Annotated in this window: 21 protein-coding genes; 9 read left to right on the top strand and 12 right to left on the bottom strand. The window is 66.8% G+C overall.

Annotation, left to right across the window (positions count from 1 at the left end; genetic code table 11):
* Positions 1-7 precede the first annotated feature (7 nt).
* The 3 genes from LQV45_RS01080 to LQV45_RS01070 all read right to left on the bottom strand — a co-directional run bounded on the left by LQV45_RS01080 (position 8) and on the right by LQV45_RS01070 (position 3194).
* Positions 8-886, bottom strand: coding sequence for a carbohydrate ABC transporter permease (locus tag LQV45_RS01080; protein WP_230005339.1), 879 nt, complete (start codon positions 884-886; stop codon positions 8-10).
* Complete coding sequence (locus LQV45_RS01075) at positions 886-1872, bottom strand: carbohydrate ABC transporter permease (protein ID WP_230005338.1); 987 nt, start codon at positions 1870-1872, stop codon at positions 886-888. Before LQV45_RS01075 ends, LQV45_RS01080 begins: the two co-directional genes overlap by 1 nt.
* A 62-nt stretch (positions 1873-1934) precedes the next feature.
* The gene (locus tag LQV45_RS01070) at positions 1935-3194 is read right to left on the bottom strand and encodes an ABC transporter substrate-binding protein (protein WP_230005337.1); all 1260 of its coding nucleotides are present in this window, start codon (positions 3192-3194) and stop codon (positions 1935-1937) included.
* Between the two features lie 88 nt (positions 3195-3282).
* Between LQV45_RS01070 and LQV45_RS01065 the strand changes: the two genes are divergently transcribed.
* Genes LQV45_RS01065 through LQV45_RS01045 form a run of 5 tightly spaced genes read left to right on the top strand, consistent with a single transcriptional unit; the run spans position 3283 to position 7991 of the window.
* A complete protein-coding gene (locus LQV45_RS01065) occupies positions 3283-4497 on the top strand; it encodes a mandelate racemase/muconate lactonizing enzyme family protein (protein ID WP_230005336.1) in 1215 nt (404 codons plus the stop codon).
* A gap of 49 nt (positions 4498-4546) precedes the next feature.
* Entirely contained in the window at positions 4547-5572 is a 1026-nt protein-coding gene (locus tag LQV45_RS01060) for a zinc-binding dehydrogenase (protein ID WP_230005335.1), read from the top strand.
* A 10-nt stretch (positions 5573-5582) separates the two neighbouring features.
* A complete protein-coding gene (locus LQV45_RS01055; protein ID WP_230005334.1) occupies positions 5583-6368 on the top strand; it encodes a FadR/GntR family transcriptional regulator in 786 nt (261 codons plus the stop codon).
* A gap of 46 nt (positions 6369-6414) precedes the next feature.
* Complete coding sequence (gene eda, locus LQV45_RS01050; protein ID WP_230005333.1) at positions 6415-7053, top strand: bifunctional 4-hydroxy-2-oxoglutarate aldolase/2-dehydro-3-deoxy-phosphogluconate aldolase; 639 nt, start codon at positions 6415-6417, stop codon at positions 7051-7053.
* Positions 7050-7991: a sugar kinase gene (locus LQV45_RS01045; protein WP_230005332.1), complete on the top strand. Its 942-nt coding sequence runs from the start codon at positions 7050-7052 to the stop codon at positions 7989-7991. Before eda ends, LQV45_RS01045 begins: the two co-directional genes overlap by 4 nt.
* 378 nt (positions 7992-8369) lie before the next feature.
* Here the strand turns inward: LQV45_RS01045 and LQV45_RS01040 are convergent, their stop codons facing one another.
* The 3 genes from LQV45_RS01040 to LQV45_RS01030 are packed head-to-tail and all read right to left on the bottom strand — an operon-like array spanning position 8370 to position 12051.
* Positions 8370-9545 (bottom strand): thiolase family protein, encoded by a 1176-nt coding sequence (locus LQV45_RS01040; protein ID WP_230005331.1) that lies wholly within the window; start codon positions 9543-9545, stop codon positions 8370-8372.
* 30 nt (positions 9546-9575) lie between these two features.
* Positions 9576-10778 (bottom strand): acyl-CoA dehydrogenase family protein, encoded by a 1203-nt coding sequence (locus LQV45_RS01035; protein WP_230005330.1) that lies wholly within the window; start codon positions 10776-10778, stop codon positions 9576-9578.
* 1 nt (position 10779) lies between these two features.
* Positions 10780-12051 (bottom strand): CaiB/BaiF CoA-transferase family protein, encoded by a 1272-nt coding sequence (locus LQV45_RS01030; RefSeq protein ID WP_230005329.1) that lies wholly within the window; start codon positions 12049-12051, stop codon positions 10780-10782.
* 206 nt (positions 12052-12257) lie between these two features.
* Here LQV45_RS01030 and LQV45_RS01025 point away from each other — a divergent pair, with 206 nt between their 5' ends.
* The 3 genes from LQV45_RS01025 (at position 12258) to LQV45_RS01015 (ending at position 15170) form a co-directional block, all read left to right on the top strand.
* On the top strand, positions 12258-13013 hold the full coding sequence (locus LQV45_RS01025; RefSeq protein WP_005054998.1) for an SDR family NAD(P)-dependent oxidoreductase: 756 nt from the start codon (positions 12258-12260) through the stop codon (positions 13011-13013).
* Positions 13014-13109: 96 nt separating this feature from the next.
* A complete protein-coding gene (locus LQV45_RS01020; protein ID WP_005054995.1) occupies positions 13110-14009 on the top strand; it encodes a LysR family transcriptional regulator in 900 nt (299 codons plus the stop codon).
* A 102-nt stretch (positions 14010-14111) separates the two neighbouring features.
* Positions 14112-15170 carry an alcohol dehydrogenase gene (locus tag LQV45_RS01015; protein ID WP_005054993.1) on the top strand — a complete coding sequence of 353 codons (1059 nt, stop codon included), beginning with the start codon at positions 14112-14114 and terminating at the stop codon, positions 15168-15170.
* A 28-nt stretch (positions 15171-15198) separates the two neighbouring features.
* Here the strand turns inward: LQV45_RS01015 and LQV45_RS01010 are convergent, their stop codons facing one another.
* Positions 15199-16047, bottom strand: coding sequence for a 3-hydroxyacyl-CoA dehydrogenase family protein (locus tag LQV45_RS01010; protein WP_005054991.1), 849 nt, complete (start codon positions 16045-16047; stop codon positions 15199-15201).
* Positions 16044-16796 carry an enoyl-CoA hydratase/isomerase family protein gene (locus LQV45_RS01005; protein WP_005054989.1) on the bottom strand — a complete coding sequence of 251 codons (753 nt, stop codon included), beginning with the start codon at positions 16794-16796 and terminating at the stop codon, positions 16044-16046. The genes LQV45_RS01010 and LQV45_RS01005 overlap by 4 nt, the downstream gene beginning before the upstream one ends.
* A gap of 212 nt (positions 16797-17008) precedes the next feature.
* Between LQV45_RS01005 and LQV45_RS01000 the strand changes: the two genes are divergently transcribed.
* Positions 17009-18379 carry an NAD-dependent succinate-semialdehyde dehydrogenase gene (locus LQV45_RS01000; RefSeq protein WP_005054987.1) on the top strand — a complete coding sequence of 457 codons (1371 nt, stop codon included), beginning with the start codon at positions 17009-17011 and terminating at the stop codon, positions 18377-18379.
* An 82-nt stretch (positions 18380-18461) separates the two neighbouring features.
* Here LQV45_RS01000 and LQV45_RS00995 read toward each other — a convergent pair whose 3' ends face one another.
* The 4 genes from LQV45_RS00995 to LQV45_RS00980 form a co-directional block, all read right to left on the bottom strand.
* Entirely contained in the window at positions 18462-20177 is a 1716-nt protein-coding gene (locus LQV45_RS00995; protein ID WP_101305220.1) for a helix-turn-helix domain-containing protein, read from the bottom strand.
* 69 nt (positions 20178-20246) lie between these two features.
* The gene (locus tag LQV45_RS00990) at positions 20247-20702 is read right to left on the bottom strand and encodes an acyl-CoA thioesterase (protein WP_230005328.1); all 456 of its coding nucleotides are present in this window, start codon (positions 20700-20702) and stop codon (positions 20247-20249) included.
* A 50-nt stretch (positions 20703-20752) separates the two neighbouring features.
* A complete protein-coding gene (locus LQV45_RS00985; protein ID WP_005054981.1) occupies positions 20753-22366 on the bottom strand; it encodes an NAD(P)/FAD-dependent oxidoreductase in 1614 nt (537 codons plus the stop codon).
* A 43-nt stretch (positions 22367-22409) separates the two neighbouring features.
* Positions 22410-23321: an alpha/beta hydrolase gene (locus LQV45_RS00980; RefSeq protein WP_005054979.1), complete on the bottom strand. Its 912-nt coding sequence runs from the start codon at positions 23319-23321 to the stop codon at positions 22410-22412.
* Positions 23322-23800: the final 479 nt, after the last annotated feature.

Raw genomic sequence — 23800 nt, 5'->3', positions numbered from 1 at the left:
GCGGGACTCAGCCCTTGACGGCGCCCTGCATGATGCCGCTGACCAGCTGCTTCCCCGCGACGACGAACAGCAGGAGAAGCGGGACGGTGGCGATGACGGCGCCGGCGAGAACGATGGAGTAGTCGACGAAGTAGTTGGCTTGCAGGAGGCGCAGCGACACCGGGAGGGTGGGGTTGCGGGCGTCCAGCACGATCGATGGCCAGAAGAAGTCGGTCCAGGTGGCGATGAACGTGAACAACCCGAGCATCGCGGCAGCCGGCCGCGCGATGGGCAGAACGATGTGCCAGAACGCGCGGAAGCTGTTCGCCCCGTCGATCTCGGCGGCTTCGATCAGCTCGTCCGGAAGGACCTGCCCGAGGTACTGGGTCATCCAGAACACCCCGAACGCGGTGACGAGGTTGGGGATGATCACGGCGCCGATCGTCCCGGTCCAGCCGAGCTCCGACATCACGATGAACAACGGCACCACGCCCAGTTGCGTGGGCACCGCGGTGGTGGCCACGACCGCGACGAGCAACCACCCTCGACCGCGGAAGCGGAGCTTGGCGAAGGCGAAACCCGCCAATGTGGAGAAGAACACCACGGATGCCGCGACGGTGAAGGACACGATGATGCTGTTGCGCAGCGCGGCCCAGAAGTTGACTGCCGGGTTGTTCACGACCTGGCCGACGTTCTCGAAGAAGTTGGCCCCGGGGATCCAGGAACGATTGGGGTCGCGGAGCGTGCCCGAATCGCCACTGCCGATGAGGACGGACCAATAGAAGGGCAGCAGTCCGATGACCAGGCACAGCGCGAGGAACGCGTAGGAACCGAACCCGGCACGGCGCCCGCCGGTCACGTTGCGTCGACGTTTGGCGGGCAGAACGATAAGGCGAGTAGTGGACATCACTCCCCCTTTCGGCGCGAGCTCGAGGAGATGCGCGTGGTGATGAAGAGGTTGATGAGCGCGATGATCGCGATCAGACAGAACAGGAGCCATGCCACTGCCGAGGCTCGGCCGAAGTCGAGGTCGTTCCAGCCGAGCTTGTACAAGTAGAGCGTCATCGTCAGCCACTGCCCGTCGGAGCCGCCGAGGCCGGAGTCGTCGTAGAGCCGGGGTTCGTCGAAGATCTGCAGTCCGCTGATGGTGGCTGTCACGACGACGAAGATCAGCGTGCCGCGCAGCTGCGGGATGGTGATGGAGAAGAACTGCCGGAACGATCCCGCACCATCGATGGTCGCCGCCTCGTAATAGTCGCGCGGGATCGCTTGCATTCCGGCGAGGAGGATCAGCGCCGCATACCCGGTCCACCGGTAGTCCACCATGGTGGCGATCGCGATGTGGCTGGCGAGGACATCCGAGTGCCATCCGACGGGGGGAAGGCCGAGGTTCTGCAGGGTCGTGTTGATGAGACCGTACTGGTCGCCGTACAGGGAGTTGAAGATCAGGGCAACGGCGACGGGCATGACGATGAAGGGAAGCAGCACACCCATCCGCCACAGGGTCGCGTTGCGGAGGTTGCGGTCCAACGCTGCGGCGATGGCGAGGCCGATCACCAGCTGGGGAATGACCTGGATGATGAAGATGCTGATCGTGTTCCGCAGTGCGAGCCAGAAATTCCGCTCACCGAGGACCGCGACGTAGTTCTCGATCCCGATGAATTCGCCTTGACCGCCGATCAGGCTCCAGTCGTTCAGCGAGACCCACGCCGTGTAGACGAGGGGGATTGCGCCGACGAGGGCGAACAGGATGAAGAACGGAAGGATGTAGACGTACGCGGAGTACTTCTTGTCCCAGCGCGCGAACCGCGATGACAGGGACGGCCTGACGGCTGAGGGTTCCGGCTTATCCCGGCTGCCGGTGTCAGGTCGAGTCGAGCGAAGAGATGTCATGACTGATCCTTTGTGATCGTCGTGGTGGGTCGCCCGGTGCGGCGACCCACCACGACGAACCGCTAGTTGAGAGCGTCGACCTCGCCGACGAACTGATCCCAGGCCGCGTCGATGGACTGCTGACCGGTGTCGACCCTGACGATCGCTGCGGTGACGAGGTCCTCGATCTGAGCGAACAACGGCCCCTTGTAGGCGACGACGTCGATCGCCTTGGAGCGGTTGACATAGATCTCACCGACCGGCTGGTCACCGAAGTACGGGTTGGTGATCTGGGTCAGCTCGGGAAGGTCGAACGCTTCCTCTCGGCTGGGGAACGGGCCCGCAGCCTTGAACGCCTCGATCTGCTGCTCGGGCGCGGTGAGCCACGACGCGAGGAGCGCCGCTTCCTCCGGGTGCTCGGACTGCTTGGGGACGGCGATGAACGAGCCGCCCCAGTTGCCGCCGCCGCCCGGGAACGCGTCTGCGAGCCTCCAGCCCTTGACGTCGGGAGCGTTGCCCTCGACGAGGCCCAGCATCCAGCTCGGGCACGCCATCGTGGCGAAGCCCGAATTGGCCGTGGCTGCGGCCCAGTCGTCCGTGAACGGCTCCAGGTGGGCGGACAGTCGCGGGGCGACCTCGAGAGTGCGGCGGAAGATGTCCTCGATCTCGGGACTGGTCGCCGTGATCTCGCCATCCTGGCTCTGGTACGGGTACTCGAGCTGCTCGATCTGCGCGCGGAAGGCGGTGACCGCCGAGTCGAACCAGCCGACTCCGCCGGCTGCGGCGTACTTCTCACCGGCCGCGAAATAGTCTTGCCAGCTGTCGAACAGCGGCGCGACCGCGGCGGGATCGGACGGCAGCCCCGCCGCCTCGAGAAGGTCGGACCGGTAGCACATCGCCTCCGGGCCCGTCGCCACGCCGTAGGCGTAGAGCTCGCCATCCGGGGTGGTCACCGGATCCGTCTGGAACTTGACCCAGGGGCCGTAGTCGCCTTCCGTCGCCGGATAGAACTGGTTGGCGTACTGGCCGAGCTCCGTCGTCCACCCGATCTCGATCGCGATCACGTCGGACAGACCAGATCCTGCGGCGAGCTTGGTGAAGGTGTTCTGTCGAGCCTCGCTGGCACCTGCCGCGATGTCGTGCTCGACCTTGATGGTGGGGTTCTCATCCTCGAACTTCTGGATCAGCTCGTCGCTGTAGCCGAAGTTTCCGAATGTGGACAGCTTGAGAGTGACGATTCCGCCCTCTTCGCCTCCCCCGCCCCCGGCTGAGCAGCCCGCCAGCAAGAGAGCCGTTGCGGCGACTCCTGCACCTAGCTGAACTGCATACCTTCGGTTGTGCATGTGACACTCCTTCGTGACTGAGACAGCGGGCGCTGCGATCAGCATGCTACATTGGTATTACCGGTTCGACCAAACGACAGGAATATCGATGAAGATCAGCGGTGTAGAAACCGTGCGCGTGGCCGCGTTTCCGAACCTCGTATATGTGCGCGTGCACACGGACGAAGGACTCGTCGGACTCGGCGAGACCTTCTACGGGGCAGAGGCAGTAGAACGCCATGTGCATTCCATCGTCGCGCCGGCCCTCCTCGGCCAGGACCCCACCCGCATCGAGCACATCTCCAAGTCGCTCGAGGGGTACGTGGGTTTCGCCGGCTCGGGTGTGGAGACACGAGCGCGCTCTGCCGTGGACCTCGCTCTGTGGGACATCGTCGGTCAGGCGACGCGTCAGCCCGTGTACAACCTGCTCGGCGGAGCAACCCGCTCGGAGATCCCGATCTACAACACCTGCGCCGGCGGCATGTACGTCAACAGCGCGGTGGGGCAGTCGGTGAAGAACTGGGGCCTCCGAGAAGGGCAGTACGAGGACCTTTTCGCCGCGATCAATCATCCCGCCGAACTCGCCCAGGAGCTCCTGTCGCACGGCATCACGGGAATGAAGATCTGGCCGTTCGACGCGGTGGCAGAGGCATCACGCGGCTACGACTTCTCCCGGCGGGAGATCGCTGACGGCCTGCACCGGATCTCGAGCATCCGCGATGCGGTCGGGCTGGACATGAACCTCATGATCGAATTGCACGGCTTGTGGGATGTGCCCTCCGCCGGCCGCCTCCTGCGGGCGCTCGAAGAATTCGAGCCCTATTGGGCCGAAGACCCGGTGCGCAGCGATATCTCCGGCGGCCTGTCGCGGGTCGCCGCGAACACACCGATCCGCATCGCCGCCGGCGAGACGTCGGGAGGGCTTCCCGCCTTCGATCGACTCCTCACCGAGAACGCCGTAGGTGTCGTGACCGTCGACACCACGTGGTGCGGCGGCCTCACGGTTGCGAGGAAGGTCGCCGCCCTCGCAGAGGCCAAGGGGATCCCCGTCGCGCCTCACGACTGCACCGGACCTGTGGCCCTCGCCGCGTGCGTCCATCTGTCCACCGCGGCGCCGAACGTCCTCGTCCAAGAAACCGTCCGCGCCGCCTATGCCGGCTGGTACGGATCTCTGGTGGAAGGTGGGGCAGAGATCGATCACGGGGTCGTGCGCGCACCCTCCACCCCCGGTCTGGGTATCAGGCTGCGAGAAGATCTGTTTACCCGAGAAGGAACGACAACGGTCGTCTCGGCGCTCGATTCGTCGAATGTGACCCGGAACTGAGCTGATGATGAAGCCATCGACTCCGACGGGCAAGTGAGGACAGGCGCACATGCGTGCAGCACGCTGGTACGGGCCCGGAACCGTCGAAGTGGAAGACCGACCCGTGCCGGAGCTGTCTGACGGGGAAGCGCTCGTGGATGTCGAGTACGTCGGCCTCTGCGGAAGCGACCTCGAGGAGTGGCTGCACGGCCCCGTCGTCGCTCAGCCACCCGTCGTCCTGGGACACGAGATCGCCGGCCGCGTCTCCGTCGCAGCACGAGACGGGTCGGGCCCACCGGTCGGAACCCCCGTCGTCGTGGATGTCGTCACGGGGTGCGGAACCTGTTTCCACTGCCGCCACCACGAGGAAGGACGGTGCCGACGCTTGGTCGTCACCGGTCAGCATGTCGACGGTGGACTGGCCACTCGCGTACGAGCCCTCGCGTACCGCCTCGTCCCGGTTCCTGATGGTGTGAGTCTCCGGGAGGCAGTGCTGGCCGAACCGCTCGCGGTCGCAGTGAGAGCTCTGCGGCGGTCGGGAATGGCACCGGGCTCGAGCGTCGTCATCGTCGGCGGCGGGCCTGTCGGCATCCTGACCGCGCGAATGGCGCGCGCGGCCGGGGCAGGCGAGGTCGTGGTGATCGAACCTCGCACGGACCGCCACTCTTACATCCGTACCAGTGGTGCAGCGCCCGTATGGATGGACGATCCTGCAGCCCTCCGAGCGGCGGTGGTCGGGGCCACCGACCGCGACGGCGCCGACCTCGTCATCGAGTCCGCGGGCCGCCCACACACTCCCGCGCTCGCTGCCGCGCTCGCCCGACCGGGAGGGACCGTCGTCCTGCTGGGCGTGACCGCACAGGCGGAGCCGATCGACGTCCTCGACGTCGTCCTCTCCGAAAAGACGATCCTGGGGTCCGCTGCGCACATGTGGGACGACGACGTCAAAGTGGCCGTCGACCTCATCGCCAACCGTCAGGTGGCCGTCGCCGACCTCATCACTCATGAAGTCGAACTCGACGACATCGCACGTGGCTTCGCTGCCCTCAGCGGCGACAGCGTCGTCAAAATGCTGGTCCGGATTCGTGATGAGTAGTGTGACGCAAATGAACGGCAAACGGCTCAACGGCTTACCCATCAGTCGCGAGGAGTTGCTGACGCAGCTGGAGGTCGCACTCACCGAGGGTGACTTCCGCCCCGGCGACCGACTTCCCTCCGAGAGAGCGCTGTCCGAAAGCTACGGCGTCTCTCGTCCGGTGGTGCGCGAAGTGATTCAGCGGTTGAGAGAACGCGGGCTCTTGCACGTCGCACCTGGCAGCGGAACCTATCTGCGAGAGCCGAGCGCCCTGGACTGGGCCCGTCCCCTCGACGGCGTGAGCCGCAGAAACGGCACCACCATCCGGCAACTCGTCGAGGCACGCGTCATGCTGGAAGAGAAGGCCGCCCGTCTCGCAGCAGACCACGCCACCGACGAGGACTTCGACAACCTCACGCGCGCTCTCGACGCCTTCAACACCGCCGGCGGCATCATCGAGCGAGCACGCGCGGATATCGCCTTCCACGCGTTGATCGCCCGGGCGTCTCACAACCCCGTGCTCGAGATGATGTTCGGATCCATCGCCCCGCTCGTCTTCGAGGTGCTGCTGCGAAGCCTCGATGACGAGACCGTCATGCGAGTCGGCGCACCCCTTCATGACAGCGCTCTCGTCGCACTCAAGGAGCGTGACGGCGAGCGCGCAGCAGCGCTCATCGGCGAGCACATCCGCCTCGCCGCGAAACTCTTCGGCGACGACTACGAACGATCCGTCGAGCGCGTCGCGCGCAGCAGGGTGCAAGCGCTCTTCGGACCGAACGCCTCCCTCGAAGACGTCGTCACCGACGCACTCTCCTAGCCAAGCCCATCCACCATCACCCTTCGCACCCAGAGGCAAGACGCTCATGCATACCAGGTCGACCGATACCGCCCTTCGAACGCTGGGCGCCCGGCGCATCCTTCCGCTCGTCGACACGGACGCCCCGGAACAGATGGCAGACCTGGCTGACGCATTCCTCCGCGCGAACCTCCCCGTCGTCGAAGTCACCTTGCGCCGTCCCCGTTCTCTCGAGGCGCTCGAGCAACTCGCCGCGATCCCGGACATGATCGTGGGCGCCGGCACGGTGATGACCGACCGGCACGTCGGCCAGGCCGTCGACGCCGGCGCCCGATTCCTGGTCTCCCCCGGTCTCTCACTGGCCGTCGTCGAAGAAGCATCGAGACTGGACGTTCCGATCGTGCCCGGCGTCGCCAGCCCGACCGAGCTCATGGCGGCGCTGGACGCCGGCATCACGACGGTGAAGTTCTTCCCCGCAGCGGTGAACGGCGGGCCCGCAGCGATTCGCGCCATGGCCGCCGTCGCCCCGACCGTGTCGTGGATCCCCACCGGCGGGATCGACTCCACCACCGCTCCCTCCTATCTCGATATACCCACCGTGCTGGCCGTGGGCGGAAGTTGGATGTGCCCAGCCTCCTTGGTGGACGCAGGTCGATGGTCCGAGATCGCACCCCTGCTGGACGAAGCGAGCGTGCTCGCGAAGTGAGCGGAGTATTCACCTTCGGCGAGACCCTCGCCCTTCTCACGTCACCGAAAATCGGTGCGCTGAGCCACCAGCGGTCGCTCGATCTCTCCATCGGCGGGGCGGAGTCGAACGCCGCAATAGCCGTATCCCGGCTCGGCGGGGAGAGCACCTGGCTCGGACGCATCTCCCCCGACAGCCTCGGCGAGCTCGTGCACAACAGCATTCGAGCCGAAGGGGTGCGCGTCATCCCCGTCCGCGATGACGGCCCCATGTCGATCATGCTCAAAGATCGCCGCTCGGCGATCGGCACCGACATCCACTACTGGCGACAGACCGGGCCCGGGAGTCGGCTCACGCCGGAAGACCTTCCCGAAGGCGATATCCGGGACAGTCACGTCCTCCACTTCACCGGAATCACTCCGGCCCTGAGCGTCAGCGCACGCGCGACGACCTTCGCGGCCGTCGAGATCGCTGCGGAGGCGGGTGTGACCGTCTCCTTCGATGTGAACTTCCGATCGCGACTCTGGAGCCGCCACGACGCAGCGCCGGTCCTCCGCGACCTGGCACGGAAAGCGGACATCGTCTTCGTCGGCGACGACGAGCTCCACAGTCTCGTCGACGGGGAGGACGACCTCGCCGGCGCGGCCTCGGAGATCTCCGCGTGGGGTCCCCACGAAGTCGTGATCAAGCGCGGCGCCCTCGGAGCCGTCGTCTTCGCCGACGGTATCGCCACGGAGCGTCCCGCACCCGCAGTCCCCGTCGTTGACACCGTCGGCGCCGGAGACGCGTTCGCCGGCGGTTACCTCGCCGAACTCATCAACGGCAACGACATCGGCACACGCCTCGCCACCGGTGTCGCCTGCGGCGCGTGGGCCGTGACCGGTGCCGGGGATTGGGAGGCGGCACCTCGCAGGTCGGACCTCTCACGCCTGACGTCGGCCGGTGCCGTCGTCCGCTGACACCGTCGAGTCACCCTCGCGGCCTCACGCGCGAGAGACCCCCGACGAGCACCACGATCCCAGAAGCTCGGCGCCAGCAATCAACCGTGTAGGTTCCCGCTCGAGATGGCGGATAACCCCAGGGATTCCACGCTAGTTGGCGGTGGTCCCGGACTCAGGATTCCACGGGAAATGGCGGATTCCTACACCGCTCTCTGACGCGCCGACCCTGTCTGGTCAGCGGCCTGTCACGGCGGCGAGAGCGCTGGAGGTCACTGCAGCTGGCCGAGCTCGAGCATCTCACCGTCGAGGAAGAACGTCGGAGGGGAATGCTGAAGCTTCGGTTGACTCTGGGACTGCCAATGACCCCACCACGAACGGATGCTCGCGGTCTCACTGTCACCGTTCCAGCACGACGGCGAGGCCTTGACCCACGCCGATGCAGATCGCCACGACGGCGACGCCGCCTCCGCGTCGCGCAAGCTCATGCGCGGCATGCCCGAGAATGCGGCCCCCCGAAGCGCCCAGCGGATGGCCGATGGCCAGCGCTCCGCCGTGGATGTTGACCCGCTCAGGATCAAGTTCAGGCCACCCGGCGACGCATGCGAGCGACTGTGAAGCGAACGCCTCGTTGAGCTCGACCACGTCGACATCGGCCCAGGACCGGCCGGCGCGTGCGAGCGCCTTGTTCGCCGCCTCGATCGGCGCGATCGGGAACAGATGCGGATCGACGCCATGCGCCCCGCGTCCCGCAATCCGCGCGAGTGGCTCGCCGGGCAGCGCACCCTCCGCGGCGATCAGAACGGCGGAAGCGCCGTCGTTGATCGGCGAGGAGTTGCCGGCGGTGACGGTGCCTTCGCCGTCGCGCGCGAACAGCGGAGTAAGCCCGGCGAGCTTGTCCACGGAAGTGTCGTCCCGGATGCCCTCGTCGCGTGCCAGGTCGGCCCCTGGCACGTGCACGATCTCGCCATCGTAGACCCCGTCAGCCCACGCTTTAGTTGCCAGCCGGTGAGAGCGCACGGCGAACTCGTCCTGGGCATCTCGGGAGATTCCCCACTCTCGGGCGATCTTCTCCGCCGATTCTCCATTGGAGATGGTCCACTGCTTCGGCAGCTTCGGGTTGGTCATCCGCCACCCGATGGAGGTGTTCCACAGTGTCTGGTTACCGACCGCCGGCCACGGCCTCGGCGACTTCTCCACGATGAACGGCGCCCGGCTCATCGACTCCACTCCGCCGGCGAGCACGAGACCGGCGTCGCCGGTCTCGACAGCGCGGGCGGCCTGGATCACCGCTTCCAGCGACGACGAGCAGAGTCGGTTGACGGTCACGCCGGTGACACTGGTGGGGAAGCCTGCCAGCAGCGCCCCGAAACGGGCGACGTCGCGGTTGTCCTCTCCTGCTTGGTTCGCATCGCCGAAGATCACGTCATCGATGCGCGCGGGGTCGAGGCCCATGCGCGCGACGGTCGCCTTCATGACGACTGCGGCGAGATCGTCGGGCCGGATGCCGCTGAGCGCGCCACCCGCCCGCCCGAAGGGGGTGCGGACAGCATCGTAGACAAAGCTCGCGGTCATGGCGGGCTCCCTTCCGTGGTCGGCCGAGGGTCAGGCGAACGCCGATATTCCGGTGATCTGGCGCCCGATGATGAGCGACTGGATGAAGTCGGTTCCCTCATACGTGTGGACGACTTCCATGTCGGTGAGGTGGCGGGCGACGTGGTTCTCCAGAAGGAGTCCGTTGCCGCCGAGGAGGTCACGGGCATCCCGGCAGAGTGCACGCGCGTGCTCGCCGGTGAACATCTTCGCGAGCGAGGCCTGTTCGTTCGTCAGTCGGCCTTCATCCTGCAGGGTGGCTGTGCGGAAGCAGAGCAGCTGCATCGCGGTGAGATCGGCGAGCATGTTGGCCAGCTTGTTCTGCACCAGCTGGTAGCTCGCGATGGGCTTGCCGAACTGGACGCGCTCCTGGACGTAGGCCGCTGCCGCCTCGTACGCGGCGAGTGCGTGCCCGAGCGCCTCCCACGCGACGGTGCTGCGGGTGCGATTGAGGATCGCGGAGACGTCCCGAAAGGAGCTCGACTTCGCGAGCTTGTTCCCGGCAGGGATCCGCAGTCCGGAGATCTTGATGTGCGCCTGCTGGATCGCGCGTTTGGCGATCTTCCCGGTGATCGCCTCGGCCTCATATCCGTCGGGGTATCCTCCATCGGCATTCTTCTCAAGGACGAATGCCTTCACCTTCGAGTCTGCGGTGTCGCGTGCCCAGATGATGACGATGTCGGCGACATGGCCGAGGCCGATCCACCGCTTGGCACCGTCGATCACATAGACGTCTCCTTCGCGGCGGGCTGTGGTTTCCAGCGCAACGGAGTCTGATCCGTGCTCGGGCTCGGTCAGCGCGAACGCGCCGAGCTTGCGGAGGGCTGCCATTTCGGGCAGCCAGCGCTGCTTCTGCTCGTCGTCGCCGAGCAGTGCGATGCTGCCCATCGCGAGTCCCGAGTGCACGGCATTGAGCGTGTTCACACTGCCGTCGCCGCGTGACAGTTCCATCGCGACGAGGCCGGTCTGCAGTCGGGTCAGTCCCGGGCAGCCGTAGCCCTGGATCGCGGTGCCCACGATCCCAAGCTCGCCCAGGGCGGGGAGGATCTGGTAGGGGAAGTCCGCCAACTCCCAGTGTTCGTTGATGACAGGGAGGACCTCGGAGTCCACGAATCCGCGCACACGTGTGATGAGGTTGCGGTCGTCGTCGCCGAGAAGATCGCCGATCTGGTAGAAGTCTGTGTCGACCGGGTGTGCTGTCGTCGTGATCGTCATCTTAGTGTCCCTCTTCCCGAATCGCCGGGACGGTGACCCGGCCGCCGACGTGGTCTTCATCGCCTTCCGCGTCTTGCAGCCACCGTCGGACCGCCTCGCCATCCTGGTCGAGTGCAGGAGGCGCGGTGCGGTAGGTCGCGGGGGTGCGGGAGAACGTGATCGGGTTGCGAATGGTGGGCACCGCCTGGTCGTCGGTGCCGGCCGGAACGCTCGGGTCCAGCCCGATCTTGGCGGCGAACTCGACGCCTCCGCGAACATCCAGGACCGGCGCGCATGGGACCTGCAACGGGCTGAGGATGTCGAACCATTCCCATGCGGTCTTGGACGCCAGCCGTGCTGTCAGCAACGGGCGCAGGGCGTCTCGGTGCGCGCTGCGGTCCGCATTGGACGCGAAGCGGGTGTCTGCGGCCAGCTGCGGCAGCCCGATGGTGTCGCAGAACGTGGCGAACTGCACATCGTTGCCGATCGCGAGGACCAGTTCCCCGTCACGGGTGGGGAACGGTGCGTAGGGGTAGATACTGGGGTGGTCGTTGGCCATCCGGGTAGGAGACTGCCCGCTGAGCAGGAACCCGCCGGTCTGGTTGACCATGCCCGACAGTGCGGAGGACAGCAGGTTCAGTTCGACGTGCTGTCCCTCTCCCGAACGCTGTCGGTGGTAAAGGGCGGAGGTGATCGCGATGCAGGTGTGCAATCCGGTGATCACATCGAACACCGCAACGCCCGCGCGGAATCCTTCCGCGTCCGGCGCGCCGGTCACGCTCATCAGTCCGGACAGTGCCTGTGCGAGCAGGTCGTAGCCGGCGAGCCCTGCGCCTCCCGCGGTGCCGAAGCCGGTGATCGACGCGTAGATCACATTGGGGTTCTCCCGCTTGACGGACTCGTAGTCCAGGCCGAATCGCCGGAGCCCGCTGGGTTTGAAGTTCTCTGTGACCACATCGGCTCTGGCCGCGAGACGCTGTGCGAGGACAAGGTCATCGGGGTTGCGGAAGTCCAGCACCACAGACTGCTTGTTCCTGTTGATGGAGAGGAAGTAGGTCGACTCGCCTCGGTACTCCGGTGGCCGGTAGCTGCGTGTCTCATCCCCCAGCGGGCTCTCCACCTTGATGACCGTCGCGCCGAGGTCCGCGAGCAGCATCGTGCAGTAAGGGCCGGCAAGTACCCGGCCGAAATCGGCGACTAGGAGGCCGTCGAAAGGGCCGCCGGGAACGTCCTGCACCGTCCGGTCATCCGGGAGCGAGCTCTTCATCATCGGGAACACCTCAGTCGTCGTCATGTCCATCCAGACTCCCAGCAGCCGTTTATGTCCGTCCAATACCTGATCGGACACGTATTGATGCTGTGATCTCATGAAACGAGGGGCTGTTCCAGAACGGCACACTCGAGACTCCCGTTTGGACATCACCCTGGGGAGCGTCGAGGCGACGGTGCCGACAGCGGCCTGCGCCTGGGCGTGATCAGCAATGAGGCTAAGGAGAACCCATGGGTAGCAGGCTTGCAGGCAAGGTCGCGATCGTCACCGGCGCGGCGAACGGGATGGGGCGCGCGCATGTGCGCCGCCTCGCCCAGGAAGGGGCGAGCGTCCTCGCCACCGACGTCGACTCCGCCGGGCTCGAGCAGACCGTCGCCGAAGCGAACAGTGACGGCGGGACGGCCGTGGGGCTGGAGCAGGACGTCGCGATCGCGGCGAGGTGGGACGAGATCGTGGTAGAAGCCGAGCAGCGTTTCGGTCGGCTCGACATCCTGGTCAACAACGCGGGGGTGCTCATCCTCAAGCCCGTCGAGGAGACCACAGAGGAGGAGTGGGACCTCATCTTCCGCATCAATGCCAAGGGCGTCTTCCTCGGCACCAAGGCCGCGGCGCCTGCTCTGGTCCGCTCAGGCGGCGGATCGATCGTGAACATCTCGTCCATCTACGGCATCGTCGGCGCACCGAGCGCCGCCGCGTATGAGGCGTCAAAGGGCGCCGTCCGGCTGCTGACCAAGGCCAGCGCGGTGGACCTGGCCAAGTACGGCATCCGGGTGAACTCTGTGCATCCCGGTGTCATCGCCACCCCCATGACCACGGGGCTGCTGGCGACGCCGGAGTCGACGAAGGCCGTGCTGTCCACGACGATCCTCGACCGGCCCGGCCAGCCCGAGGAGGTCTCGAACGTCGTGCTCTTCCTCGCCTCGGACGAGGCTTCCTTCGTCACCGGCGCCGAGTATGTCGTGGATGGCGGCTATACCGCGCAGTGATCTCGGTCGGCCGGGGTCTGCGCGACCCCGGCCGACTCATCCAGACTTGTATGCCAATCCACCTTCCATCGGTACGGATTATGCAATAATCCCTGGATGGATCTGCAGCAGCTGCGCGCCTTCCTCGCCGTCGCCGAGGAACTGCACTTCGGGCGGGCAGCCGAGCGCCTGCATATGGCGCAGCCGCCGATCAGCCGCGGCATCCAGCAGCTGGAGCGGGAGTTGGGTGCGCGGCTGTTCGAGCGGAGCACCCGCAAGGTAACGCTGACCTCGGTGGGCGAGGCCCTCGTCGCCCCCGCCCAGGAGGTCCTGGACGCGCTGGACAGGGTGAGCAGGGTCGCCCGCGCAGCCGGAACGGGCGAGATCGGTCACGTCCGTCTGGCGTACGCGGGTGCGTCCTCCAACGTGATGGTCGGATTGCTCGCCCGAGCGGTCAACCAGAACCACCCGGGCATCCACCTCGAGCTGCTCAGCCAGCACTTCGCCCAACCGGCGATGCAGCTGCTCACCCGCGGCGACATCGACATCGCCCTCGGCAGGTGGGACCACATTCCCGCCGCCGTGCGCACCCGCGTGATCGCTGTCGAGGAACTCGTCATCGCCGTCCCGGAGACCCACCGTCTAGCCGACGCCGGTGCCGTGTCGATCGCGCAGTTCGAGGGTGAGCCGTTCGTGTCGCTCCAACCGCAGACCGGCACGTTGCTGCTGGAGCGGCTGCGACAGATGAGTAGAGCCGCCGGGTTCAACGCCGATGTCGTCCAGCACGCACCGGACTCGTGGACGCTGATGTCCCTCGTCTCCGCCGAGATCGGCTGCTCATTGACCCTGTCCTCGGTGATCGACAGCATCGCCGACCCGCACTTGCGCTTCCTGCGCCTGACCGACGACGTCGCACCTGTCGAGCTGCGGATGGCGTGGCTGCGCGACAGCGACGACCGTGCCTTGCACGCCGTGCTCCGGTTGTCCGAATCCGTCCTCCCGACGCCGCAGGACTAAGGGTCGCCAGGTATCAATCCGCCTGCCATTTGGTATTGGAGAGAATCAGAACGAAGTGGAAGCGTGGAGTCCACTGTGCGTATATCAACGGCGAGGACAACCATGCACGCGTTCGCGATCTTCCAAGACGACCACACCGTGACCGATGTGGAACTGCCGACACCAACGCCCGAGGGCACCGAAGTGCTCCTCCGCGTTGTTCGCTCCGGGGTGTGCCACACCGACATGCACCTGCGTGAGGGGTACTACGATCTCGGCAGCCGGGGGCGTCTGAATCTGATCGACCGGGGCGTCACCTACCCGCTTGTCCTCGGCCATGAGGTCGTCGGCGTCGTCGAAGCGGCCGGCCCCGACGCCGACGGGGTCTCGCCGGGTGAGCATCGCCTTGTCTACCCATGGATCGGCGACGGCTCCTGCGACGCATGCCAGGCAGGTCACGAGAACCTGTGCCCCTCGCCCCGTAACCTCGGCGTCGCCCGCCACGGCGGGTATGCCGAGTTTATCCTCGTCCCGCACCCCCGTTACCTCCTCGACGTCACCGGGATCGAAGAGCGGTGGGCCGCAACTCTCGCCTGCTCCGGCCTGACCGCCTACAGTGCCGCGCGCAAGGCCCTTCCGGCCACCGCGTCCGATCCGGTCGTGGTGATAGGCGCCGGCGGTGTCGGGTTGATGGCGATCGCCACGCTGCGCGCGCTCGGCCACGAAGCAGTCCTCGCGGTGGACCTGCAGGAGCGCAATCTGGAACTGGCGCGGCAGCTCGGAGCGACCACGACGATCTCCGCCCGCCAGGAAGACCTTGCCGCCGCCATCGTCGCCGGCGCCGGTGGGCCGGTCGCGGCGATCGTGGACTTCGTCAACAACTCCACAACAGCTCCCGCTGCGTTCGCCGCGCTCCGCAAGGGCGGAACGATGGTTCAGGTCGGGCTGTTCGGCGGAGAGCTGGTCATCCCCACCGCGTTGCTCACTCTGAAGATCATCACCATCCGCGGAAGCTTCGTCGGGTCCCTCGGCGAGCTCGAGGAGCTCGTCGGGCTCGCGCGGCGCGGCGCGCTCCCGCATCTCCCGATCATCGACGGGGAGTTGTCTGCGACGGCGGTGCAGGATGCGCTGGACCGGCTCGCCGCGGGCGGCGTGCCCGGCCGGATCGTGCTCAGCGCGTGACCGCGCCGGGCGTCCAGCCGGCCACGACTCACGCGTAGTCGAAGAAGCCGCGTCCCGTCTTGCGTCCCAGCTCCCCGGCCGCGACCTTGTCGCGGAGGATCTGCGGCGGGGCGAACCGCTCGCCGAGCGTCTCATAGAGGTATTCGGCGATCCCGAGACGCACGTCCAGCCCGACAAGATCGGAGGTGCGCAACGGACCTGTCGCGTGACGGTATCCCAGCACCATCGCCGTGTCGATGTCCTCAGCGCTGGCCACCCCCTCTTCGAGCATCCGCATCGCTTCCAGCGCGATTGCCGCGCCCAGGCGGGAGCTCGCGAAGCCGGGCGCGTCGTTGACGACGATCGGGGTCTTCCCCAGCGATGTCACCCACTGCTCCGCCCGTTGCCGCAGGTCCGGGTCGGTCGACGGCGTCAGCACGATCTCGACGAGTGACGAGGGCGGCACCGGATTGAAGAAGTGCAGTCCGCACACGCGCTCCGGCCTCGCGAGCTGCGCCGCGAGCCTTGTCACCGACAACGATGAGGTATTCGTGGCCAGCCACGCCGACTCCTCCACGATCCCCTCTGCTCTCTGCATCGCCTCGACCTTGAGTGCGAATGTCTCTGGGACCGCTTCGATCACGAGCTCGGCATTCCGCAGCGCCTCGTAGTCGGCGCTGGCCGCGACGCGGCCGGCGATTGCGTCGACGTCGACCGAGGCATCCCGCTCCGCGGCCTTGCGGATCCCATCGGCCAACCGCGCGGCGGCCGCGCCCGCCGCTGCCGGGTCGCGTTCGATCACGGTGACCTGCGCGCCCGCCTGAGCGAATACCTGCGCGATACCGGCGCCCATGCGGCCGCCCCCGATCACGCCGACGGTGGAGGGAACAGTGATCATCGGGTCTCCTGAGAACGGTTGAGGAATCGGGTCATCAGCTGCGTCTTGGCGTCCGACTCGAACAGGATCGCCTGCGCGAGTTCGTCGACAAGGGGGTGGGCGTCCCGCGGCGCAGCGAGCACGCGCTTCGAGACGCGGAGGGCGAGCGGATCCTGGCCAGCGATCCGATCGGCGACGGTATCCGCCGCCGCCGCTAACTGGTCGGGTTCATGCACCGAGGCCACCAACCCACACCGCAGCGCCTCCTCGGCGTCCAGCCGGCGCCCCGTGAACAGGATCTCCTTGGCCAGCGGCTCCCCCACCAGCTCGGCGAGCCGCCAGGTCGCCCCGGCCGCGGCCAGGATTCCGATCGCCGTCTCGGGGTTGCCGAACACGGCGCGGGTGGACGCGATCCGGATGTCGGCCGCGTACGCGAGTTCCGCACCGCCCCCGATCGCGAACCCGTCGACCGCAGCGATCACCGGCATCGGCAGCCGCGCGATACGGATGAACAGCCCGGAGTTGATGCCGGCCAGCGCTTCGTCGCGGCCGCGCTCGAGCAGCTGCCGGATGTCTGCGCCAGCCGCGAACACACCCCGTTCGGGCGTAGAGGTTCCGGTGAGAATCAGGATGCGGGGCTCTCGCTCCAGGCTCGTGCATACCGCGTGAAGTTCGTCGACCATGTCGTCGTTGATCGCGTTTCGCACGTCAGGACGGTTCAGTTCGACGTGAAGCCGGTCCGCGCCCTCGCGGAGTATCAGAGTGGTCACCGTCCCAGCCTCCCATCACCGATCAATGCGCGTCCAATACCCGATCCACGTACATCTGATGCGCCATCGTCATCAATCTGGACCGGGATCAGTATTGGACGAACTCGGCCACGGCGCGACAGGCTGAGAGGGCAGTACCGCGCCAGACGACCGCCGATCTGGGCGGGCGTGGCCCGTGAGACGCACGACAGCAATGAAGCGAGGAGACCACGATGGGTGCATACCGGACCATCAACCCAGCCACCGGTCAGACGGTCGCCGAGTACGCCGTGATCGGCGATGCGGACGTGGCCGACATCGTCGCCCGCTCGCACACGGCCTACCGCAAGTACCGGGAGCTGCCGCTCGCCGAACGGACGGGGATCCTGGCACGCGCGGCGCAGCTGCACCGGGACCGCATTGATGAACTGAGCGCGCTGCTGACACTCGAGGTCGGCAAACCCGTCACGCAGGCCCGCGGGGAAGTCGAGCTGGTCGCCTCGATCTACCAGTACTACGCCGACCACGCCGAAGCGTTCCTCGCCGACGAGACCCTCGACATCGTCGGCGGAGGGGAAGCGCTCGTCCGCACCGAGCCGATCGGGCCGCTGTTGGGGATCATGCCGTGGAACTTCCCCTACTACCAGGTGGCCCGGTTTGTCGCCCCCAACCTCGCACTGGGCAACACGATCATCCTCAAACACGCCCGCAACTGCCCGCAGTCCGCCCTCGCCATCGAACGCGTGCTCCACGACGCCGCGCTTCCAGCCGACGCGTACATCAACGCGTTCGTAGACAGCCGCCAGATTGCCGGCATCATCGCCGACCCGCGCGTGCAAGGGGTGTCGCTGACCGGCTCCGAGAAGGCGGGCTCGGCTGTCGGCGAGGTGGCCGGCAGGCACATGAAAAAGGTCGTCCTCGAGCTGGGCGGCTCGGACCCGTTCATCGTCCTAGAGGATGCTGACGTCGACGCGGCCGTGGCAGCCGGCGTACGCGGCCGCATCGCCAACGGCGGCCAGGCGTGCACGGCATCCAAGCGGTTCATTGTCGTGGATGCCGTCTACGACGAGTTCTCTCGGAAGTTCATCGACGCGATCACGAAGATCATCCCCGACGACCCCACGGACCCCGACACGTTCCTCGGCCCGTTGGCGTCCGCGGATGCCGGAGATGAGCTCGAGGAGCTCGTCGAGGACGCGGTCGCCAAGGGCGCCACCCTGCACATCGCCCCCGGTGCACGCCGAGAGGGCGCCTTCTACCCGCCCAGCGTGCTCACCGGGGTCACCCCGCTGATGCGAGCCTACGAGGAGGAGCTGTTCGGACCGACCGCGGTCGTGTACCGGGTGCCCTCCCCGCAGGCCGCGGTCGCCCTGGCCAACGAGTCGCCCTTCGGGCTGTCCAGCAGCGTCTTCACGCAGGATCCTCTGGCAGCCGCGCAGATCGCCCGCGAACTGGAGGTCGGGATGGTGTGGATCAACAGCACCAGCCGCAGCGCACCGGACCTCCCCTTCGGCGGCGTGAAGCGCTCCGGCGTCGGACGCGAACTCGCCCGGTACGGCATGGACGAGTTCGCGAACAAGAAGCTCATCCGAACCCCCGCCTGATATCCCCGTGTAACGCCTCCGCCGCGCCGAGTACGCAACTGCGAATCCAGGCCTCCCTGGTCGGCAGGCGGGGGCGCTGTTTTCAGGAGATCAGGGTGTTCTGCCCGTCGAAACCGTACGCGCGCAGTTTCCGGTACAGCGTCGTGCGCCCGATACCGAGGATCTCCGCTGCACGCGAACGGTTTCCGTCCGCCTCCCGCAGCGCCGCATCGATCGCCCGGTACTCGGATGCGGCGATGCCGCGCAGCTGGCGGGCACGTGTGCGCATCTCGGCGGGCAGAAGGTCGACGTCCAGGACGGTGCCGCCGGGACGCTGCACCACCATCGCGGCAATCAGAACCCGCAGCTCCGAGGCGCCACCACGCCAATCCCACCGGGAAAGCGCCTGCAGCACAGCAGGACTCAGTGTCACCGAGTACTCCTGAGCGAGTCTCACAGCCAGGCCGATGACACGGTCTGGGTCATCGCGCAGCGCAGGGAGATCGAGCCGCGGCCCTTGGCGGCCCAGGAAATCGACGACGACGCCAGTCAGGTCGTCTGCGACACAGAACACCACCCGGGCGGACCGGACGGGATCTGCCGCGCCAGCCAATTGCTGCAGGACCGGGAAGTCAACGTCGGTCAAAGACTCGACGCTGCAGACGACCACCGATGTACCTGTGCTCAGCGCCTGCACCGCCGTGGCCACGGCCCCCGGTTCCCGAAATGCCGGGGCGCCGATGACGACCGGGTCGTGGCGATCGCGTTCGCGCAGCCAGAGCTGGGCGAGAAGCGTCTTCCCACTGTCGCGCGGACCGTGGATCGCGATGCACCCGCTGCTGCGGCCGAGCACGTCGAGGTGCGCGGCAAGGCGGGAAAGCCGGGTGGGTTCCGGCGCTGCGGCCGGCTCGGACTCGGCAAGTTCCACGAGGTAGATGCTCTCCCCTGCCCGATTCACGATGCGGCGGGCAGTGCTCGGCCGATCCGCGAGCAAGACGGATGCGACATCCCCCTGCCAGTGGTGGGCCTGGAGCTCGTCCCACAGGGTCACGTGCCGCTCGGCCGAGAGCATCGGCAACGCGCCCGTCGAGGCGAGCACGCCGCCACGGCCGATGGCCAGCACACGGTGGCGGGCGGTACCGTCCGCGAACCGGGCCAGCAGCGCCTGCAGCTCCAGCGGTGCGGTGTTAAGCAGCGCGTCCTGGAGGTCACGAGCGGCCTGCTTCGCGATCGCGAGCATCGCGGGGTGGGACGCCCCGACGGGAGAGGCGAGGGCGAGCGAGCCGATGACCCGCCGCGAAAGAGGGTCGTGGATGGGGGCGCCAGCGCAGGCGAGGGTCTGCAGCCGGTCGTTGACGTGCTCGGCGCCGCGCACGAACACTGCGGATCTTTCCTCGATCGCCGTTCCGAGTCCGTTCGTGCCCAGCGCGGACTCCGAGAATTCGAATCCTTCGGCCGCGGACACCTTGTCGAGCCGTCTCGCGTGGCTCGGGTCGCCCACCTTTCGGGCGAGGATCCGTCCGGATCGGTCGCTGACCAGCAGCGCGACACGCATGTCCGCGAGTGATTCCGCCCATCGCGCCAGGACGATCTCAGCGGTGTCCTGAAAGCGTCCCGCCGGTTCGGAGAACGGGTGGTAGGCAGGAGTCGCCGTCGGATCGTAGCCGCCACCGGTGGTGAACGAGCGACGCCAACTGCGCTCGATCACCGGGGGGACGTTCAGTGTTCGGGGAGTGAGACCGTGCGCGCCGACGCCAGCTTCGAGAAGGCGTTCACGAGCCTGCCGCGCGCTCGCGGCGGAATAGGTATCGGTGGACATAGCTGGGACCTCGCGTCACTGCAAGTGGTCCCACCCAGTATCCGCCTCCCTATTAGGACCCGCCAATACCTAGTCCGCTGTGGATCCATCCTCTGTGCGCATGAGTCCATGGTGGTGGGGAAGCCGGTCGCGTTCGTAGGTGATGTCGGTGTAGCCGTGAGGAATGGGCTGGCCGTGGTCGTCGAGGCCGACGAAGACGATCTTCTCGATCGTCAGAATGCGGTCACGGGTGATCATGTTGCGCACCTCGGCGCGCATCGTGAGGGAGGTGCGCCCGAACGCGGTGGCGCGCAGTCCCATCTCGATCAGGTCACCTTGTCGTGCGGAGCTGACGAAGTCGATCTCGGATATGTACTTGGTGACCGCCCGAGGGTTTCCGAGCTGGATGATGGCGTAAATCGCGGCCTCTTCATCGATCCAGCGCAGCAGGCTGCCGCCGAACAGGGTGCCGTACGCGTTCAGGTCCTCGGGACGGACCCAGCGGCGTGATCGGAAGGTGACGTCTTCTGACATGTTGTCGCTCATAGGACGACCGTAGGCCGGGAAGCACACTCCCGGCCTACGGTTACCGTCGATCAGGCCGGGATGGGCTGTCCGATGCTGAATCCTTCGAAGTCCTTCGCCTGGATCTCCGAGAGGAGGCCGCGGTAGGCGCCTAGGCCGCCGAGGTAGAACATCACGGCGTGCTTCTTGCCGGGGATGTTCGCCCCGAAGATCCACGAGTCGGTCTTGGGGAACAGCGTGTAGTTTGCGATCGTCGTGCAGGTCTCGGTCCATTCGTCCTCGACCTGCTGCGACACCTCGATGAGCCCGCCTCTCCGCTCCGCCTCGGTCACCAGAGTCGTGATGAACTCGACCTGCGCCTCGATGCTGGGCACCAGGTTGGTGAACGGCCCGTTGGGGCCGAGGATCATGAACATGTTCGGGAATCCGGCCGTCATGATGCCGAGGAAGCTGGTCGGGGCGTCGGCCCAGTGCTCGTCGACGCTCACCCCTCCGCGCCCGCGGATGTCGATGCGGCGGTAGTTGCCGTCGACCGCGTCGAACCCGGTAGCCAGCACGAGCACATCCAGCTCGTGCTCAACACCGTCCGCGGTCTTCACCCCTCGTGGGGTGATCTCAACGATTGGGTTCTCCTTGATCGACACCAGCTTCACGTTGTCCTGGTTGTACACGTCGTAGTAGCCCTGGTTGCACAGGGGCCGCTTCGCATACGGCTGGGTCGGGGTGAGCAATCGCGCCGTCTCCGGGTCCTTGACCGTCTCAGCGATCTTGCGGCGGATGAACGCAGCGGCTGCCTCGTTCGACTCCGGGTTGATAGCGATGTCGTTGAACGTGCCGAACATGAAATAGAATCCGTTGCCTCGGTCCCATGCCGCCTGGAACACGCGCTCCCGCTCGGCCTCGTCGACATCGGTGGCCGCGACGGTGGACTCCTCGAACCCGAAGGCGACGCCGGAGTTTCGGACCTGCTCCCAGATCTCCGGGAACCGGGACTTGTATCCGTCCACCTCCCCCGGGCCGACCGGTCCGTTGCCGGAGGGGACGCTGTACTGCGCCGAGCGCTGGAACACGGTCAGGTGCGACACCTGCTTGGCCGCGGCGACGATGAACTGTGTTCCGGTCGAGCCAGTGCCGATGACCCCCACCCGCTTGCCCTCGATCGACAGGTCCTCCGGCCACTCCGCGGTGTGCACGAGGCGGCCTTCGAACGAGTCGATCCCGGGGATGTCGGGGATGTTGGTTGCTGCGAGCAGTCCCAGCGCCGCCACCACGTATCGGGCCGTGAAGGATTCTCCGGCGGAGGTGCCGACCGTCCAGGTGTTGGTGGCTTCGTCGAAGACGATCGACGTGACTTCGGTGTTCAGCCGGAAGTCCTTGCGGAGGTCGTACCGGTCGACGACGGTCTCAAGGTAGCGGAGGATGTCGGGCTGGTCAATGTACTTGCGGGCCCAGTCCCACTCCTGCAGCAGTTCGTCATCGAACGAGTATCGGTAGAAAGGGCTCTCCGTGTCGGACATGGCGCCGGGGTACCGGTTCCAGTACCAGGTTCCTCCGATGCCGGCGCCCTTCTCGAACCCGCGGACGCGCAGGCCGAGCTTGTCGCGCAGGGTGTGTAGCTGGTAGATGCCGCCGAAACCGGCGCCGACGACGATCGCGTCGAAGTCCGTGGTCTGTGTGGATGTCATGGTGCAACTCCTTCGGTGAATGAGGTGGGTGGGGTGCTGCAGGTCAGTGGCGAAGCCACTGGCCGATCGCCGCAAGCTCCGCGTCGACGTCCGCGTCGCGGCCAGCCAGGAACGGGTAGACGTGCTGCTGTCCTTCGGCGACATGCAGGGTGACGTCAACGCCGGCGCCCTTGGCGCGCTCTGCCACGCGGATGGCATTGTCGACCAACGACTCGACCGAACCGGCGTTGACGTACAGCGGGGGGAACCCGGTGAAATCCGCGTAGAGCGGGTTCGCGAGCGGCGCCGACGGGCTGGTGGTCTCCCCCAGCACGCCGGCGATCATGCCCTCCAGGAGCGGCACGGAGATCAGCGCGTCGGTCGCATCGTTGGTGACCAGCGTCGCGCCGCGGTTCTCCATGTCCAGCCACGGGGAGAACGCGATGACGTGCCCGGGCAGCGGCCGTCCCTTCGCCTTCAACGCCAACGGGATGGCGATGGCGAGATTGCCTCCCGCCGAGTCGCCGATGGTGGTGACGTCCTCGGGGTGGACCCCCCGCTCCAGCAGGGCCTCGAACGCCGCGACCCCGTCGTCTACCTGGGCGGGGTGCGGGTGCTCGGGCGCGCGACGGTAGTCCAGCACGAACGCTGTTACCCCGGCCGCCTTCGCGACGTGCGCGGCGAGCTTCCGGTGGCTGGCCGCAGAGCCGACGGCGAACCCGCCGCCGTGCGTGTAGAGGAGGACCTTGGAGCGATCGGCTCCGGCCGGGAACGCCCAGATGCCGGGCACGCCGCCGACCGTCTCCTCCTTGTAGGTGACATTTTCCGGTTCGATGGTCGGCTGGTGCCATTCATCGAAGATGCTGCGGAACAGCCGCATGTCCAGCTCGTGGGTGGCCATGAGCTCGGACCAGCCCAGATACAGATCACGCAGGGCGCTCGGGACGACTGCGGTCGCGGTGGATGACGAGGACATCGCATAACTCCTTCGTTGATGCTCGGCGCCTGCAGGAACTAGGCGACCACTCGGTGGATGAGCTCTACTCTCAGGGAGGATTCCGCCACAGCGCTGTGCCGATTTGGAACAGCTCACCCGGGTTGCCCGGTGACCACGACAGAGATCGGCTCCGGCGCACGGCATGATCAGGATCCAGCGCACGAACGAGACCGGATCGGGCACGGTGCCAGACGATCAGCGCCGCCACGACGAGAGTCGCGGCGGTCACCGCCATTGCTCCGACCCAGCCGCTCTGCGTGAAGACCGTCGCCAGGACGAGACCGACAGCCGGGATTCCATCTCCACGGAGAGCGACGGCAGCACACGCCGGACGGCGAAGATCTACTCACCGCCACCGTCTCCGCTTCCGACGACGACGACAGCTTCGGCTTCTACTCCCGGCCCACCAAGGCCCACATCATCGCCGCCGGCATCCGCCGCACCGCATGAACGAGCGC

The organism is Microbacterium sp. Bi128, assembly GCF_918698205.1.
The sequence above is the reverse complement of the archived record's forward strand: the minus strand, read 5'-3'. Positions and strand labels throughout refer to the sequence as shown.

Coding starts and splice junctions, on each gene's coding strand:
- LQV45_RS01080 (WP_230005339.1), bottom strand. CDS start 886: ATGTCCACTACTCGCCTTATCGTTCTGCCCGCCAAACGTCGACGCAAC.
- LQV45_RS01075 (WP_230005338.1), bottom strand. CDS start 1,872: ATGACATCTCTTCGCTCGACTCGACCTGACACCGGCAGCCGGGATAAG.
- LQV45_RS01070 (WP_230005337.1), bottom strand. CDS start 3,194: ATGCACAACCGAAGGTATGCAGTTCAGCTAGGTGCAGGAGTCGCCGCA.
- LQV45_RS01065 (WP_230005336.1), top strand. CDS start 3,283: ATGAAGATCAGCGGTGTAGAAACCGTGCGCGTGGCCGCGTTTCCGAAC.
- LQV45_RS01060 (WP_230005335.1), top strand. CDS start 4,547: ATGCGTGCAGCACGCTGGTACGGGCCCGGAACCGTCGAAGTGGAAGAC.
- LQV45_RS01055 (WP_230005334.1), top strand. CDS start 5,583: ATGAACGGCAAACGGCTCAACGGCTTACCCATCAGTCGCGAGGAGTTG.
- eda (WP_230005333.1), top strand. CDS start 6,415: ATGCATACCAGGTCGACCGATACCGCCCTTCGAACGCTGGGCGCCCGG.
- LQV45_RS01040 (WP_230005331.1), bottom strand. CDS start 9,545: ATGACCGCGAGCTTTGTCTACGATGCTGTCCGCACCCCCTTCGGGCGG.
- LQV45_RS01035 (WP_230005330.1), bottom strand. CDS start 10,778: ATGACGATCACGACGACAGCACACCCGGTCGACACAGACTTCTACCAG.
- LQV45_RS01030 (WP_230005329.1), bottom strand. CDS start 12,051: ATGACGACGACTGAGGTGTTCCCGATGATGAAGAGCTCGCTCCCGGAT.
- LQV45_RS01025 (WP_005054998.1), top strand. CDS start 12,258: ATGGGTAGCAGGCTTGCAGGCAAGGTCGCGATCGTCACCGGCGCGGCG.
- LQV45_RS01020 (WP_005054995.1), top strand. CDS start 13,110: ATGGATCTGCAGCAGCTGCGCGCCTTCCTCGCCGTCGCCGAGGAACTG.
- LQV45_RS01015 (WP_005054993.1), top strand. CDS start 14,112: ATGCACGCGTTCGCGATCTTCCAAGACGACCACACCGTGACCGATGTG.
- LQV45_RS01010 (WP_005054991.1), bottom strand. CDS start 16,047: ATGATCACTGTTCCCTCCACCGTCGGCGTGATCGGGGGCGGCCGCATG.
- LQV45_RS01000 (WP_005054987.1), top strand. CDS start 17,009: ATGGGTGCATACCGGACCATCAACCCAGCCACCGGTCAGACGGTCGCC.
- LQV45_RS00995 (WP_101305220.1), bottom strand. CDS start 20,177: ATGTCCACCGATACCTATTCCGCCGCGAGCGCGCGGCAGGCTCGTGAA.
- LQV45_RS00990 (WP_230005328.1), bottom strand. CDS start 20,702: ATGAGCGACAACATGTCAGAAGACGTCACCTTCCGATCACGCCGCTGG.
- LQV45_RS00985 (WP_005054981.1), bottom strand. CDS start 22,366: ATGACATCCACACAGACCACGGACTTCGACGCGATCGTCGTCGGCGCC.
- LQV45_RS00980 (WP_005054979.1), bottom strand. CDS start 23,321: ATGTCCTCGTCATCCACCGCGACCGCAGTCGTCCCGAGCGCCCTGCGT.